Source organism: Haloarcula sp. JP-Z28, from assembly GCF_011440255.1.
GTDB lineage: Archaea > Halobacteriota > Halobacteria > Halobacteriales > Haloarculaceae > Haloarcula > Haloarcula marismortui.
This window is the reverse complement of sequence record NZ_JAAOHT010000084.1, coordinates 1-15,398: the sequence shown is the minus strand read 5'-3', so window position 1 is coordinate 15,398 and position 15,398 is coordinate 1. Positions and strand designations below refer to the sequence as shown.

The 15,398-nt window shown below is 53.1% G+C and carries 14 protein-coding genes and 3 pseudogenes; 9 read left to right on the top strand and 8 right to left on the bottom strand.

What is annotated here, in order from left to right:
- Window positions 1-925: 925 nt before the first annotated feature.
- Window positions 926-1,753 carry an IS5 family transposase gene (locus G9463_RS20765; RefSeq protein WP_165897719.1) on the bottom strand — a complete coding sequence of 276 codons (828 nt, stop codon included), beginning with the start codon at window positions 1,751-1,753 and terminating at the stop codon, window positions 926-928.
- A gap of 121 nt (window positions 1,754-1,874) precedes the next feature.
- Between G9463_RS20765 and G9463_RS20760 the strand changes: the two genes are divergently transcribed.
- The 3 genes from G9463_RS20760 to ftsZ are packed head-to-tail and all read left to right on the top strand — an operon-like array spanning window position 1,875 to window position 4,604.
- Complete coding sequence (locus G9463_RS20760; RefSeq protein ID WP_193569696.1) at window positions 1,875-2,744, top strand: hypothetical protein; 870 nt, start codon at window positions 1,875-1,877, stop codon at window positions 2,742-2,744.
- 1 nt (window position 2,745) lies between these two features.
- Complete coding sequence (locus tag G9463_RS20755) at window positions 2,746-3,408, top strand: hypothetical protein (protein ID WP_004966895.1); 663 nt, start codon at window positions 2,746-2,748, stop codon at window positions 3,406-3,408.
- A 5-nt stretch (window positions 3,409-3,413) separates the two neighbouring features.
- Window positions 3,414-4,604, top strand: coding sequence for a cell division protein FtsZ (ftsZ, locus tag G9463_RS20750; RefSeq protein WP_165897717.1), 1,191 nt, complete (start codon window positions 3,414-3,416; stop codon window positions 4,602-4,604).
- 173 nt (window positions 4,605-4,777) lie between these two features.
- On the opposite strand, the gene G9463_RS20745 is transcribed toward ftsZ, so the two are convergent.
- Entirely contained in the window at window positions 4,778-5,527 is a 750-nt protein-coding gene (locus G9463_RS20745; protein WP_165897716.1) for an SDR family NAD(P)-dependent oxidoreductase, read from the bottom strand.
- 196 nt (window positions 5,528-5,723) lie between these two features.
- Entirely contained in the window at window positions 5,724-6,281 is a 558-nt protein-coding gene (locus G9463_RS20740; protein ID WP_004966892.1) for a TetR/AcrR family transcriptional regulator, read from the bottom strand.
- A 218-nt stretch (window positions 6,282-6,499) separates the two neighbouring features.
- Between G9463_RS20740 and G9463_RS20735 the strand changes: the two are divergent.
- A pseudogene (locus G9463_RS20735) lies at window positions 6,500-6,751 on the top strand (radical SAM protein); the annotation flags it as partial.
- A 180-nt stretch (window positions 6,752-6,931) separates the two neighbouring features.
- Window positions 6,932-7,072 (top strand): hypothetical protein, encoded by a 141-nt coding sequence (locus G9463_RS20730; RefSeq protein WP_160164345.1) that lies wholly within the window; start codon window positions 6,932-6,934, stop codon window positions 7,070-7,072.
- A gap of 12 nt (window positions 7,073-7,084) precedes the next feature.
- Here G9463_RS20730 and G9463_RS20725 read toward each other — a convergent pair whose 3' ends face one another.
- Window positions 7,085-7,507, bottom strand: a complete 423-nt coding sequence (locus G9463_RS20725) for a TRAM domain-containing protein (protein ID WP_049919504.1) — start codon at window positions 7,505-7,507, stop codon at window positions 7,085-7,087.
- 696 nt (window positions 7,508-8,203) lie between these two features.
- Here G9463_RS20725 and G9463_RS20720 point away from each other — a divergent pair.
- On the top strand, window positions 8,204-8,356 hold the full coding sequence (locus tag G9463_RS20720) for a hypothetical protein (protein WP_004966889.1): 153 nt from the start codon (window positions 8,204-8,206) through the stop codon (window positions 8,354-8,356).
- A 103-nt stretch (window positions 8,357-8,459) separates the two neighbouring features.
- The gene (locus G9463_RS20715) at window positions 8,460-9,452 is read left to right on the top strand and encodes a hypothetical protein (protein ID WP_165897715.1); all 993 of its coding nucleotides are present in this window, start codon (window positions 8,460-8,462) and stop codon (window positions 9,450-9,452) included.
- A 168-nt stretch (window positions 9,453-9,620) separates the two neighbouring features.
- Here G9463_RS20715 and G9463_RS20710 read toward each other — a convergent pair whose 3' ends face one another.
- Window positions 9,621-9,875, bottom strand: coding sequence for a PRC-barrel domain-containing protein (locus G9463_RS20710; protein WP_004966886.1), 255 nt, complete (start codon window positions 9,873-9,875; stop codon window positions 9,621-9,623).
- A gap of 489 nt (window positions 9,876-10,364) precedes the next feature.
- Here G9463_RS20710 and G9463_RS20705 point away from each other — a divergent pair, with 489 nt between their 5' ends.
- Entirely contained in the window at window positions 10,365-10,547 is a 183-nt protein-coding gene (locus tag G9463_RS20705) for a hypothetical protein (protein WP_148709170.1), read from the top strand.
- Between the two features lie 581 nt (window positions 10,548-11,128).
- On the opposite strand, the gene G9463_RS20700 is transcribed toward G9463_RS20705, so the two are convergent.
- The 3 genes and pseudogenes from G9463_RS20700 to G9463_RS20690 form a co-directional block, all read right to left on the bottom strand.
- Complete coding sequence (locus G9463_RS20700) at window positions 11,129-12,427, bottom strand: site-specific integrase (protein WP_165897714.1); 1,299 nt, start codon at window positions 12,425-12,427, stop codon at window positions 11,129-11,131.
- 319 nt (window positions 12,428-12,746) lie between these two features.
- Window positions 12,747-13,928 carry a transposase gene (locus G9463_RS20695; protein ID WP_165897713.1) on the bottom strand — a complete coding sequence of 394 codons (1,182 nt, stop codon included), beginning with the start codon at window positions 13,926-13,928 and terminating at the stop codon, window positions 12,747-12,749.
- A 53-nt stretch (window positions 13,929-13,981) separates the two neighbouring features.
- Window positions 13,982-14,167: pseudogene (locus G9463_RS20690) on the bottom strand (transposase DNA-binding-containing protein); the annotation flags it as partial.
- Window positions 14,168-14,773: 606 nt separating this feature from the next.
- Between G9463_RS20690 and G9463_RS24130 the strand changes: the two are divergent.
- Window positions 14,774-14,994 (top strand): annotated as a pseudogene (locus G9463_RS24130) (CBS domain-containing protein); the annotation flags it as partial.
- Window positions 14,995-15,398 lie beyond the last annotated feature (404 nt).

The window sequence follows — 15,398 nt, the reverse complement described above, 5'->3', positions numbered from 1 at the left end:
TGACTAGCTGCCGACACTGCTCAACGAAGTCGAGGAGATCGACTTCCATAGCCAGAATTGATTTCCTCGGCTTCGTCCTTCTAACCCGTGATAACCGCCGATTAGATCGCTATTCAACGCGGCAGTACTATTCGGTACAATGTTGTGATGCTTACCTCACAGGTTGATGAGTTTGGGGAGCATGACTGGACACAGACGTTAGATGCCACAGGAGACACAGTAAGCGGGGATTCGTTACTGAGTGATTCGGTCGTTGAGCCATGGGGAACGTATGTGGTCCGGGAGAAGAATCTCACAGGACCACACGCTCAGCTAACTGATAATGGGATGAAGAAGGTGGCTCGTTCGCTGGCAAATTTAGTGCTTCGTTAAATCAAAGTGCAGGTAGTAAGCGCGTATACATCCGTTCTGTATATTTGGCTCAGCGATAGAATCTCCATCGTTCACGGCATGGAGGGTGTCACAGTTCTTTCCAGTCTTGATATAGCAACCGTATCGTCCGGGGGATCTGATACAGCGAATAGAACCCAATAACGGCCTGTGTTGAGATACTTATAATACATTCAAGGGGTATATGTAGTTCAAGATGTGCAGCAAGTGGCGGCCAGATAATGCCATAGAACACTGCAAATATACAGAGTACCCCAGCCTCTAGAATTAGTTCGCGTGCATACCTCCTGTGGAGATCTGGCCGTTCGGTCGTACCCCCTCTATTATCCATACCGCTATATTTTTACCACATTCACGAAACCATAGCTTCAGATTTCTAGAGCCAATCAGACTGTAGCTCGGAGATACTTGCAATGGCACGTTTAAGTTCTGGGTCTAGACCCCTGTAGTGAGAATAAGATGTATGCGCAGTAATGTATGTCTATGAGCAAATCCATCGAAACGGCCGTGGTGAATCGCTAGACGTAGCTTGATCTCACGGTTTCAGCGATTGCTTGATGTTGTGAACGACACACATCAGGACGAGTTCACGAAATTCACCGTACCAGGTTCGCGCACGCACGGCATCGCCGAGCGTGCGCTTGATCGTGGAGAAGACAGTCTCACACATCGCTCTCTGGCGATATCGAGGCCCATCGATCCGCGCGTTATGCGCGTGATCGATGGGCCGGAACTCACGGTGTTTGATCAGCGGTCTTACGCCCTCTTCGCGGAGTTTTTCGCGTAATTCCATCCAATCGTAGCCTTTGTCGGCAGCGAGGCTGGCGAGGTCGCCCGCGTTGCGGCGGGCGACCTGCCAGCCGAGCTGTGTGTCGTGGCATTTCTCAGTCGTACAGTGAATGTCCAGAATGGCTTGGCTTTCTGTGTCGACGAGAGCAGTTGCTTTGAGCGTCTGTACGCGGTAATTCGTCCGCCGACAGTAGTGTTTGCTCGCGTTTTTGCGGTCGAAGAACGTCGCGTCAATGGCGGCATGACCGCTCGGCTCGTGCAGTTGCGCCGACAGGCGCAGGAGCACTCGCCAGAGCGCTGTCTTGATTCTGTCAAACCGCTTGACTAGCGTGGAGTGGTCGGGGAGATCGGCCGCGTTGAGGCCGATCTCCCCGAGTATTTGTGGCATCTCACTCAGCAAATCAAGTGCTTCTCGGTAGGATTTTTCCAGGTAAACCCGCAGACAGTGCAGTGACACCACCGCATACTCGGCGAAGCCGCCACCCCCTTCGGGGGCGGCGACTTCGCCTCGCTCACCAACAGCATTTTTAGCTAACTGGACCGCTTTCTGCGTGAAGCGGGAAATCTTAGACATGGACCATCGGCGGTTTCCCGCTTCATACTCCTAGTTCTAACGGTCGAAACCGGCGCTGTCCAGCGATTCACCAGAGCCATCGAAACACAAAGCAGCAGAACTGACACTAGTGGAGAAAATCATGACTAAGGAGTTCAACCCGTGGCAACAACGCCTCCATGAAACTGGAGATGTCGACGACCCACTAGAAGAATACCTAACACAAATTAATCAAATCGTATACGGTGACGGAACCAGGAAACAGGCCTTGCATGCACTACTTCGCCTAGCATTCAATAGCGATATCGATCATCTGACGAAGAAGGCGATTGCAGAAGAGGCCGGACTCACGACGAGTGACCTCTATAATAAATCCATCATTAAAATTCTCTCTGATTTTGGCCTAGTCTATCCGATCGAAAAAGTCAATCGTAATAAGGGTGCATATATCATTCCTGACCAAACGATCTGCCGGCCCCTATTCGAAACAGAACCATATGGGCTCATGCGGACTGATGTTGAGGGGTACCAGCAGGCGAGGCGTTTGATGCACTGGTTCGGAAGCCGTCTTGCGGAAGGGGGCACCGCACCCATCGACTCGAATGCAATCTCACGGCCAATAGAATGGCAGATGGAATTAACTGCCATCGAGCTTGGCGTAGAGCAGCCTGTCGATATCTCTTTCGGGGCCGTGGGTATGCGTTCGAAAGGACAGTCAAATCACTGGCGGTTTATCATCAGTGGCACACTTGACGGGAATATCGCACCCGCTGATAATGACGAGATTGGTGGCTGGCTCAAGCGGAAAATGACCAGTGTAGCAAAGGCTTCGCTGACTAATCACCGGGTTTGTTGCCCATGTAGGTCATTAGAGAACCACCTTATTAAGGTAGAGCATGATACCGAACAGTTCTTGCCAAGTGATAAACACTACGTTCGGTTTGGTGAAGACAGTCCAGTAGAGTTTGAGACCATCATAAATAAGCTGAAAGCTGATTCTGGGGGTGATTAATATGAGTGCTACCACTGAACTTGTCCGACATATTGTTGAGGAGGTCATACAGGATGAACAAGGAGTTAATGATGGCCTTGCACAATCTATCAGCTCAAAGGTTGCCGGCGATCCCGAACTTGACCGCGTCGAAATCTCTGAAGATTCGTTAAAGCCGGTAGCTCACACTGTTGCAGACGCGACATACCGCGTTGATCTAGCTGGCTTTGGTGTCTCCAATCCCGATCGAGCGCGGCGTGAAATCGTTGAAGGAGTTACCCAGCACTTCGCTGCACAGACAGAGAGTTCCGAGAACGGTTCCACGTCGAATAATGACCAGACCCAGACCACTGGAACGGGCAAACAGACTCGTTCAGCAGATAGCGATAATGATATAATTGTTGCCGGAGCGAAGGAAGATGAATCCAATGACGCTCCCTCGAAGAGAACCAGTATCAGTTCAGACTCTAATGACCAGTCACCGGAAGACGACATGGTAGCCGCTACTGGGACAGGTTCGATTGAGGGGTCAGACTCTGATGAGGCTGTGGATAACAGCGATTCAGACGACATTATCGTCGCAGAACCAGATGACGTTGATACGATGGGGACGGCGTACGATAACAAAGACAATGATGTGGATGATGACAGTGCCTCGGATCGAGAGATGCACACTACGTGGTGACAAAAATGCAAGATATCGTAAATGAAGCGCTTGAACGCGATGAGGAAGAGCAAAAACAGCTGGCTGATGAAACTGTTGACGGATTTGGTGACCCCCGAATCGTTATTGTTGGCTGTGGCGGTGCTGGGAATAACTCAGTTAACCGTCTATACAACCTCGGCGTTGAGGGAGCTGACACTATAGCGATTAACACAGACAAGCAGCATCTTAAAATGATTGAAGCCGACACGAAGATCTTAATCGGTAAGTCCTTGACTAATGGTCTTGGTGCAGGTGGTGACCCTTCGATGGGTGAACGCGCGACAGAGATGGGAATCGGGACTATCAAAGAAGCGTTGGGCGACGCTGACTTGGTCTTTGTCACTGCTGGCATGGGCGGTGGTACCGGAACCGGCGCAGCCCCTGTTGTCTCGAAGGTTGCCAAAGAACGAGGTGCAATCGTCGTCGGGATGGTGTCGACGCCGTTCAACGTTGAGCGAGCGCGCACAGTCAAGGCTGAAGAGGGGATCGAAAAACTTCGCAACGAGGCAGACTCTATCATCGTATTGGATAACAATCGGTTGGTCGATTATGTCCCAAACTTGCCTATCGGCAAGGCGTTCTCCGTAATGGATCAAATCATCGCTGAGACTGTAAAGGGCATCTCCGAGACGATCACCCAACCGAGTCTCATCAACCTTGACTACGCTGACATGACCTCCATAATGAATCAGGGTGGCGTCGCGGTGATGCTTGTGGGAGAGACACAAGACAAGAACAAGACCGAAGAAGTGGTCAAAGATGCGGTTAACCATCCGTTGCTTGATGTGGACTATCGCGGCGCGAGCGGCGGCTTAGTCCACATCACTGGTGGCCCAGACCTTACGCTGAAGGAAGCTGAAGGCATTGCCCAGAATATTACTGCGCGGCTCGAATCAGATGCCAGCGTTATCTGGGGTGCTCGGATTCGAGAGGACTACAAAGGAAAAGTGCGCGTTATGGCTATTATGACTGGAATCAAATCCGCGCAAGTGCTTGGCCCGACAACCCAAAAACAGGCAGATCAATCTCGGGATGCTCTGCAAGACGAAGCTACCGATAAGCAAACCCCCACTCAAGACGAAACAGATGACCAGTTCACTCCCGAATTCGATGGTGGAGAAGACCAGTCTACAGAAACGGTCAATGGAATAGATGTTATTCGGACAAATAAATAGAAGTATAAAAATAGTGTCGCACATAATCTGAATATTTTATATACTCTATGGGATATTATATAAATCAACATCTCGGACCACTCGATTTCTGCTCTTATCTGTCTTATCCAATACAGTATTGTCCGGTATACGCTCTGCACACTCTCACCGGCTTTCTCAGCGCAACGAGCTAATTACTGCTGGGACTCACCGCCGTCTACCGGTATCGCTTGTCCGGTAATGAACGACGCCTCGTCCGAGCAGAGCCAGAGGATAGCGTTTGCCACTTCTTCTGGCTGTGCAGGGCGTTTCATCGGGACCTTCGATATGATTTGGTCTTGCTCTGCTTCAGACAGCGACCGTAAGGCTGGTGTGTCGACGATTGTTGGGCAGACTGCGTTCACGCGGACGTTCTGATCTGCAAATTCAAGTGCAGCCGATTTCGTTAGCCCAACGATACCGTGCTTACTTGCACCGTACGGTGTTCGGCCAGGGCTGCCACGTATCCCAGCCAGTGAGGCGACATTGACTATTGCACCGCCACCAGAGTCCTGCAGCGCTGGAATCTGGTGTTTCATCCCTCCCCAGACACCCTTCTGATTGACCGTATTGATGCGATCCCACTCCTCCTCCTCAATGTCCGTTATCGAGGCAGGCTCGTTCCCTGTCGCTGCGTTGTTTACGACGTAATCGAGCCGTTCATACCGGTCGATAGTTGTCTCAATCGTCGACTGGATTGACTCTACTCGGCCAACATTAGTTTCGACGAACGTTGCGGTCCCGCCACGATCCTCGATCTGTGTGACTGTTTCAGCACCGCCGTCCGTATCGATGTCAGCGACAACAACAGATGCCCCCTCTTCAGCGAAGCGCGTTGCCGTTTCTCGACCGATGCCAGATGCAGCGCCGGTAACTAGTGCGACAGTCTCCTCCATCTCGTACATACCTTTATATATTGAATATTTTGTCAAATACTTTCTGGTCGATCTCAGCAACAGATTATCTGGCCGCTTAGAGCGTATACCAGTGATTTTGAGGGAGATACAGATCCTGCGCGCCGGTATAGCAATTGAGCTCAGTTGCTGGCGGTGGTATCAAGAAGAATGTACCCTGGTCAGGCGAAGAACAACATATTTCGAGTTAGTTTGCGTCTGTCGTGATTCGCTCAATCTGCGTGTTAATTGCAGCTCGCAGTTCGGCGATGGATTGGTCGGGCTTGTATACGGTGAGCCGGCGGGTACGAGTACCGGTCAAGATCGACAAGAACAGCTCTGCTTCAAGAGCGGGGTCAATGTCAGTAAACTCACCGGAGTCAACGCCACGTTGGAAAATCGTCTCAAGTGTCTCCTTGATTTCTCTGTCGACCTGTAGGTACTGCTCACGTGCTGCTTCGTTGTGCGGTCCGTTTACGCGAAGTTCAAACATGGCGAGTTGGACTTGATACACGTCTTCATCCAGCGTTGTCGGGAGAAGCGTCTCAACAAGTGTTTCAAGTTCTTTCCGTGCTGATCCTTCACCATCCGGTAGTTGCTCAAGGAAGTCATGTAGGACGAATTCAAGAAAGTCAACCAGTAGGTCATCACGGCCATCGTAATGATAGTAGAGTAGTGTCCGACTCCGTTCAAACTCGTCGGCGATATCCTGAATGGTGAGGTTGTCGTACCCGTGCTTACTCAGCGCTTTATACGTCGCCTGCATGATTGCTGTCTTGGTCGACCCAAGCTCATCAGGACCAGTGTACTGAGTCACTACCCGAGTAATACTCTCACTATGAAGTGGTCTTTTCGGAGTCTCAATCAATCACACTGGGTTAGAGAAGTGCTCGGTTTGAGAGGGTGTGCAGCCTGCCGAATTGACCCCTGTTGTTGTAACGAAGACAGAAACACTGTACTCGTCACAGGCGCAACGCGGAACAACAACACCGGGTGGAGTACGACCCCGAACAATTGAACACGGTCCAGCAGGTCGCAACACGCTTCGATGGGCTCGAAGTGCATTCCTGGCCAGACGATGAGCTGGTGCGCTCGATGAGCGGCCAACTTCGGTCGAAGCTCAAGGCAATGCAACAGGCTGTCTCACCGGAGTCGTTCTCCACACGTGCTACGGACGCCTCGCCTGAGCAGTCCGAATTAGCTCGGGACGGCGAATCCATAGAGCATCTCATCTGATGACCGGTATGTTGTTGGGACCGCTACTTGACATTCTTCAAACAATCAATTTGCATCTCAGGTACAGTAGACAGACTGGTATTGGTTGCGCACCGATAACAAGCCAATTAATTACGGGTGGTACATCAATATCTAGCAAATAACCAACAGATATATTAAATTACAATAAAATACGGATATGTGCCTCCAGAAAGCGTCGAAACTGAAACCGACAACCCCGTTGAAAAGCACATCCGGCACGCTCACCACCAGACGGATGATGACGAGGTGCGCTATCACCTTCGTGAAGCACTGCAGCTCGTCTACGCCAACGAGGAATAGATCCGAGACAGCTTACTCAGAGGAACTGCCCCGTGCAACAACCTCAGCGAAGGCGACGTTTTCTCTAACATCGGTAATCTCCACAGTAATGCGCTCTCCAACCTCGGTGTCGGGAACAATCACTACGAACCCTCGCTCAACACGTGCGAGTCCGTCACCTTGGTCGCCGAGGTCCTCGATGTCGACAGTGCGCTGTTCGCCTTCCGCAACCGGCGGCGTCTGTATCCCTTGTGACCTACGCTTTCTCTGCGGCTCTGTCTCACTCTGTTGAGACTCAGTGTCAGTCGGACGCGAAAGCAGCGCAACGCGATACATTGCACCGGCCTGCAGAGTACCGGTCTGTAGTTCCTGTTTGGGCACTTCAATCACATAGGAGTCGTTGCGTTCTTCGACAGTGCCAGCAAACAAACACCGTAGTTGAGGCGGGATGTCCATCGTCATATCGTACGCAGTGTACGTATCCAGCAGCATTTGAGTCTATGGTCTGTGTCTACGCTGGTCCAGCGATCTCGTTGGAGACTCCGGGCGACGATTCTCATACCGGTTGCTCCGTTCCAGCAGTCCCTGCTTCCGATTCGCGCTTTCGCGACTGTCGCCGTCGCGCTCCAGTCACCGAACCGCTCCTCCTAGACCGGCCACTGCCTCTGAGAACTGTTGTAAGAGCCACGACAGCGACACACAGACTGACCAGCAACCGACTATTCCACAGCTGGGCTCACAGGAGCAGTCATGATACATAGTACTCCATAGCGCTATAACTAATCCCTCGATTAGTGGATTTATACGCCTTGAAAGCGGTATTCTAGATATGATTCAGTTGGTATGGGAAGCGGTCAAACAGTACCTTGAGTTGGGTTCGGGGAACCATGCCGCAGTTGATGCGTGTTTAGAGTGTGGGGAACCATCGCCCCCCGGTGCTAGCCGGTGTGCTGATTGTTTGGACAACTAACGATACCGGTCCTGAGAGGCACTGTCCCTCACTGGTGACAGCAGCACCAGCACCAGAGATGCAGTGTGACGTACAGTTCCAGTATGTACATTCATTCTGAAATCTGGCAAACACTTATCCTCGATGTCGGTCGAGTTCTGCACGGAGGGAACACTGTCACACGCTCCTTCCATCCCCTTTCCATGTCCGACGACACCCAACGTCTTGGTCGGTGCCCAGCCTGTGACGAGCGCATCACGACTGCATGGATTCTGGTTGAATACGAGCGAGACGATGGGACAGAAGGCATCTGGGCGGAGTGTCCGACGTGTGAAGACGTCGTTGCGCCAGTGTAGCCTCTTTTTGAGTACCTCCGCTGGAAGTTGTTCTGTAGTTCGGTGAGCAATATAGTGAGCCACGTTCCCTGTTGTTTTCTCCGGTCATCACATACTCCTAGACATGACATTCGGACCAACATGGAACAATCTCCGTGACAACATTGACGCACTCCAGTCTAATGCAACCCTTGTTACCCCGCTGTCACGCAAAGCCTTCGCCATTGAGGATGTGCAGGAACACCGAGTGCTGATTCAGTACCGAGACGACGACGAGACGATTCCCCTCCAGAAAGACCAATTTGAGACGCTATACGAGCGCGTGAGCGAATCCCAGGGAAAATTCGATGTTGACCGCTTGCCGCCGGACGCAGAACCGTACGCAACTGTGTTATCTCTGCATCCACGCTTCGAGGTGGACGACCGGGCCGGGACACTGACCGAAAGCGAACAGTCCACGGGGTCGCCGCTAGTAGAAGCACAAAGTGGGAGTGAGGAACCTGATGAAACCGAGCGTGAGGAACCAGATTTAGACGTATATGCAGACGCATTACTGCTGATTGACGCGCTTGAGCGCCACGACATAGGTTCGCTGGAAGCCGTCGACACGCCCGCGCTGGTGAATATCTACACCCTGCTCTCGGACGTCCAGCGCAATGCAAATGACCTCAGGAAAGACGTTCGCAGTGTCTTGCTTGACCGCCTGCATCACGACCAGCCAGTCTCTGGACAGTTTGGGTCCATTCAGCGGACCACGCGTCGGAACCGGTCGCTCAAAGATGCCGAACTGGTGTTGAACGCCTTCGAATCCGCCGGCATCGAACGCGAACGGTTGACGACGGTTGATTCCAGCAAGGTTGATGAAGCACTCGAGGTGACAGAACTGTCCGAGTCCGACGTGTACGACATTGAACCGAGCGAGTACGTTCGCAAAGCCGATGTGGACGAGCAAAAAAAAGAGACGCGCCTGCAAGGGCTGAAAGACCAACTTGAGGCAACCGAGGGCGACGAAGCTGACGAACTCCGCAGCGAAATCGAAGAGCTCGAAGACCGGATTGCTGAGCTGACCGAGTTCCGGTCAGGCCGGTCATTTCATGAATCTTCGGCCGGCGGGTAGCATAACTACCGCGTACGAGGTTGTACCACTCGTTTCTTTGGCGGTATTCAGCACCCTATACACCACTTCTATAGCGTCTTCATACTCTTTTCAGTAGTTCGATGGGTAACGGTCTTGTGACTGGTCTTTGTGTTGACGGAGCCCGGCTCTGACTGTATGGCACCGATGTTATCCAAGGTACTCATCAGGCGGCCGGATGATTAGATGGTCACGCAGTGATTCGATCAGTTCCGCTGGAAGTCGCACATAGCCGTCGCCGTCTTGCTGTTTTCCGAAGAGGTTCTGTGCGTCGGTTTCGATAACGAGTTGATTGAGACTACCACCGGCTGTGTGGAACGTGACGTTATGTAGGGTTCCGAGTTCTTGGCCGTCGGTACTCATTACTCGCATATTGGAGAGCGTGCTTGCAAGGACCGTCTGCATACGTGCAAATTTGTTACGTTCAATGTACAAATAGATTGTACTTAACTACCCAAGAGGGCAACCACCTTGTCTCTGCAATTATTCAGAAGACTGATATCAGCAGCGCCGAAGATTCTATCACAGGCACCACCCTGAATCCAACTTTGGTGCCTGTATTCCACCCCCACCACCCCACCCTTTCTACACGACTCATTGAGGTGCTTGAGTGGCTGTCACGCCTGAACGGTTACCACCTAAACAGTCACGAGGTACTAACAGACGATTCTTGAGACGGCTCGAAAGTGGCTCATGATCTTGACGGCGAGATCTGTATCGGTAATGCAAATATCCCCACAAGTAATACAATAATCATATTGATAGCTCTATCAAGAGGTCACTGAGACTGTCCGTGATAGTCGTTGTCAACTCTCGAAGATCGATCGCTCCAACGACTCACAGCAAGCGTAGTGTCTGACGCAATTTGATATCCAAGAGTCACCAATAGCAGGTATGTTCGGAACAAGTGATACAGACCAACCTGGGGGAATGCGGGCGCTGATAACGTGTACCGTCTGTAATACTCCAATCGCGAACGTTGATACGGTCGGCGAGCAAGCCACTGTCGAGACAGAGATCAGAGACTGTCCGGATCACCCCGACGCGCCGTACACTCTGGCTGTTGAGCGGCTCTGAACCCAGCAGTTGTGTGCTGACTCTCAACACCACCATTTTATCCAGCCAACATCTAGTATAAAATGTATGGTTGAGTCTGAGACAGTTCTGTGTCCTGTCTGTGGCTGGAGCGGGACCAAAGCCCGGCTGACAGCCGATGGCGAACAGTACCAGTGCCCGGCGTGCAGCAGTCAAATCCGGAGTGGGTGAACCCAACCCGGAGTCACTACTACCGGCCTCACAGAATGACCGGCGAGTTTATCCTATACGAAGTGTGTTACCTGTACCGACCGCTTCAGCTTGGGTGTGACAACAGTTCTATTACCTCTTCTCTACTCCGTTCAAACTTGATTACGGAGAAGCGAACAGCGGCGAATTGCACTCCGGACAGTAATTATCATTAGAGATACCTCGCCAAGGACAGTGATGGCAGTATAGTAGACCCAGACAGAAGGGTTCTATTGGGGGACTTAGACACCTTCTGGTCTCGACCTGGCGACTATCTCTTTAGCGATGTACGCAAAGCCACAGGTCGGCTAGTCGAAATTAAGTCCTGTCACCTTCTGAATCGGTATGAACCAGAGTTTACCGTTCACTCGGATCTATTCGGTCGTAAACGCCGCGCTCAGTTTTTCTCGCATGAACTCCCGCCGTAGCTCCCGCTTCCGTTCGTCGGTCAGATAGTCCTCAAACACCACCTTCGCGCTCGCACTGCCCTGTTCGTCGGCGATATCTTGCACGTGCGTCAGGAGGTCCTCAGTCGTGCGCGAATACGCGTCGTACCAGAACCGCCGGCCCATGTGTGGCTTCCGGGCGACGCCGTCGATCTCCTCGGGAACGTCAGCCTTGTCGGCGAGATCGTGGAACCACCCGGCGATGGTCGTACCGTCGACGTGGCCGGTTTTCGAGCGCTCGGACGGGAACAGGTAGCCATCAACCCGGGATACGTGCCGGCGGGCAACGTCGTCGCCGAAGACGATGGCAACGGTTCCCGGGCCGTTTTTTCGCTCATCGAATTGGATATAGGGTTCGTCGGCGTCGAGATACAGCTGGTCCTGGTGCAGCGCTGCAACCTCGCCGGCACGCAGTCCCCAGCCAGCGAGTGCAACGACGAGCATCCGGTCGCGGCTGGTCAGCGCAGCGTCGAACATCGCCCGGACGTGGTCGGCGTTGAGGGCGACAGGGTCGGTGTCCGAGGAGCGGGACCACGAGAACCAATCCTCCGCGCCGTTGGTGGGGTTGACCGTCGCCACACGCCGTTCGACGAGCCAGCCATACCATGTTCGGATTGCATCATGGACGCGTGCAATCGTGGACTCAGCGTACTCATTCGACATGTAGGCGAAGGTCTCCCGGCAGCGGTCGACAGCTTCGGTCTCGGTAATGTCGCTGTCGGCGTCGACGGGCGAGAGAAGATCGTCAGTGCCGTGGCGTTCCCGGTAGGAGCGAGCATACCGTGCGAGCCGATAGCGGATGGTGTCGCGGGTGCTGTCCGTCCAGTCGTCCGCCGCCACTTGCTTGGCGTCGAGATACTCCTGAAACGACTCGCGTGTCTCGTCGTGTTCGATATCCCAGTCGTAGCCGCTGGATTCAGTGTCGTACTCGAGTGTGTTCTCCCAGAACTCGCCGAAGGTCGTGTCGTGGTACTCTTTCAGCGCGTACGTGAGCCCGCGGAAGCCGTTGTTCGAGAGCCACTCGTAGGATGGCCTGTCGGTTTCGGGGTCGTACCCGTCCCGCCGCAGCGCCGGGACGACCACAGCCTCGTAGGCGTCGGCGAGCTGGTCTTCTGTGAGTAGCGTCCAAGGGACGTCGTCGGCGGAGTGCCACGGCTTCGTCCGCTCAATCCCGGGGGAACCCTCGTGCTTTCCGGGTTCTAAATCTGAATCAGCCGATTTCGGCATACTGAGCTAAACACATTGATTACTGATAGTTCTGTTGCCACAGCAGACCCAAGCCAGACTTATGGCTCTACGGTGGCTTGGCAAATATTTCTTTAAACTGTGTTTCGCTATACGGAATCCGCATGGTGGCGCTGCGAATGCCGCCGAATCCGTGCACGAGAACCACCTCTCTCGGTGGAAGTCGGGCCAGTGTACCAGCTGACCAAGAAGTTACGACCGCTACTCAGTGGTGGTGAGTAGCGGTCGGACAGGAGAGACCGGGCAAATCAGTCGACTTTGACAGTGATGCCTCTCACGAAGGGCTACCACGGACCGGGATTTACAGCAATGCGCTCACCTCCCGGCGAAGGAATGCACGAAACCGCGGGGCCGTCACCCGCGGTTTCGTGCGAAACTCCACGACATCGATCAATGTCTGGACCAGAAAGTCCACCAGCAACCACAGATCGTACAGCAGGACCGCGAAGCCGAAGTGAAACAGTCGAACCGAGAAGTCCGTCGACGTCGTCCACGGCGCGAATTCCTTGATTTTACTGTAAGCCGTTTCGATCCCACCTCGGCGTCTGTACCGAGTGATCTGTTTCTTAGTCCAGCGCCGATCGAGACGAATCTCGTCGTCGAGGACGAGATTCGTCGCAAACGTCTGGACTTCGTCGTGATCCTCGTCGGGAGGAAGGCCGACGAGCGTCGTCTCAGCCCGTGTATTACTGACGTCGTGTTTGACTGGACCGTGAACAGCATGGTCGTCTTTGACCGTCACTTGCTTGTTCCCATCTACGTCCTCGTCCATGCGCGCGATGAACCGCTTGACGCGGTCATCGCGCGGGGCCGGGATCACGTACCGGATGTCTCGCCATTCGAGAGAGGTGAAGACGTCGGTGGCGTAGAATTCTGCATCGCCGTAGAGTCGGCGAACATTGATCCGGCACTCCTCGGTGACGTGATCGACGAGTCGGCGAACGACGTCGCCGACTCGATAGGATTTGTCCTCTCCAGAGTAGGCGTCGGGATCGTGGTAGTCGGCGTTCCCAACCGGAAGCATCGCGGCCGCGAAGTGAACGTTGTCCCCGACAACGTTCGCGGTCGCGAACTTGTGACACCAGTCGTAGGATTTGTCGTCAGGGGCTCCTTGCACCCGGATCAGTTCCTCGCGATCCCCGTAGAAAGCGACGTAGGTCACGTCGATCGACAGCATAACTGGTGTCTCGAATTCCATCCGGGGCTTGGCCCGCGTCAAGACGCGGGCCGCGCCCTGGTTGACCATCTCGGTGATGTCCGTCGGAGAGAGGTCCTTGATCGCTTCCAGCAGCGTTTCACCGCTCGGGCCGTCCTCGTAGAATGGATCGTCCAAGTCGGGATCGGGATTGACGAAATCACCATAGGTCTCGGCACCGCCGTTGGCGGCGGTGCCTGTCACTCCGAGACAGGCCTCCAGGGTTAGCAGTTCTTCGTCATCGTAGACTAGATCGCCGGACCGATTGAACTCGAACGCAGGTAACACGACTGTCTGGAGTTCGTCCAGCAGGTCCCTGGTTTTCCGGCGAAGGAGATGATTGACGGTGCGCTTTGAGGAGCCTGGCTGCCAAGTTCATCCCCAAGTTGAACCAATCGGTCAGTCAGGCGCTTGTCTCCAAACTCAGCTGACCGAAACTCTGCTCGAATCTATCCGGAAACATCCATGTCACACGGCTGTCCATCCTCATCGAGTTCTGCCTTCCAACTCCGTGAGCGGCGTCCCATCTACCAGTCTTGGTTCGTCAACTCATCGATTAGGACTTGTGGGTAAGAGACAGGCCTGAAAGCGGAGGAATGCTCAGAATGTGTGAACATTTACCAAGTTTTTTATATGACAATCACATATGTTTATTCAGAAGGTGGTATGCATGAGCAAACCGTCCTCGGTCAGTCAAGAGACAAGACCAGCTAGCAATCAGCTATCCACCCCTTCACGGATTGAGCACTTTGTATGTGCACTCGCCGGATTGGGATCCGTTGCAGTCCTGATCCTCATTTTCACACCCCTCCTATTCAGAACGGTAGAACCGTTCGGGGTGCTCTCAACTACAGCTCTTGTGGTGGGCCTGACCGTCCTCTGGATATTGGTTTGGATATCAGTTGAGTCACTGTGGGAGTGGCGTGCTGGTCGTCTTTTTAGATAGCCCCTGTGGTTACTGTTTCCTCTGTGATTGTCGGTGGCGATCGCTCTTTTTGTAAGCATTAGACAACTCCGTGACGGTGTCTCGCTGGGTTCAAGCAGATCTAGCCGACAATTCATATGCCTTGGTTTCTCACGGCGACTGCGTCATGATGTTTTTTTCGCATTGTCTTCTGGTCGATAATATCGGTGGGCTTCGAGAAGGCACCGTAACCTTCGAAGAAGTTGCGGCCCCACCGATGACACTATCAGCGGATACAACTGTGAGCGATGCCTCCGACCAGTTTCAGGCCTAGGGGCAAGAATTAGCGCTCGTCATCCAGGACGGCGAGGTGGTTGGATTGCTTATTGCAACGGATACACTGGAAGCCGTGATGGGATAGTTGAAGACCCACTTGATACCGAACTGTAGTTAGACTACTGCGTCGAATAGATGCTGAGTTACGGTTACAGCGATTCAATGTTGGTGAGGGCAAACATTAAAACGATCTCACAGAAATGCCGATTCCAGCCGAGCGCTCTCCAGGGATAGCAGCATTTCCATTGAGTCAATAGAGCAGAGTCACCAACTTCTCACTATTCACATACTCTAATAACCAACTAGTCAGTAGTACAGATTGATTCCTGCTCAATGTCTAATAAGTAAATATATGCTATCATGCGATTTGTACGGCTGGTTTAACGAGATTGTACGTGTTTAGCCCCAATGAATTTCGCCACTGTCTCGTAGCAGGCGACCAATCGGGGGTATATGCACCCTCAGCAAGGGCTAATTGAACTTCTTCAGGGATGGTCTCCGCTCGGAGACCATCCCGG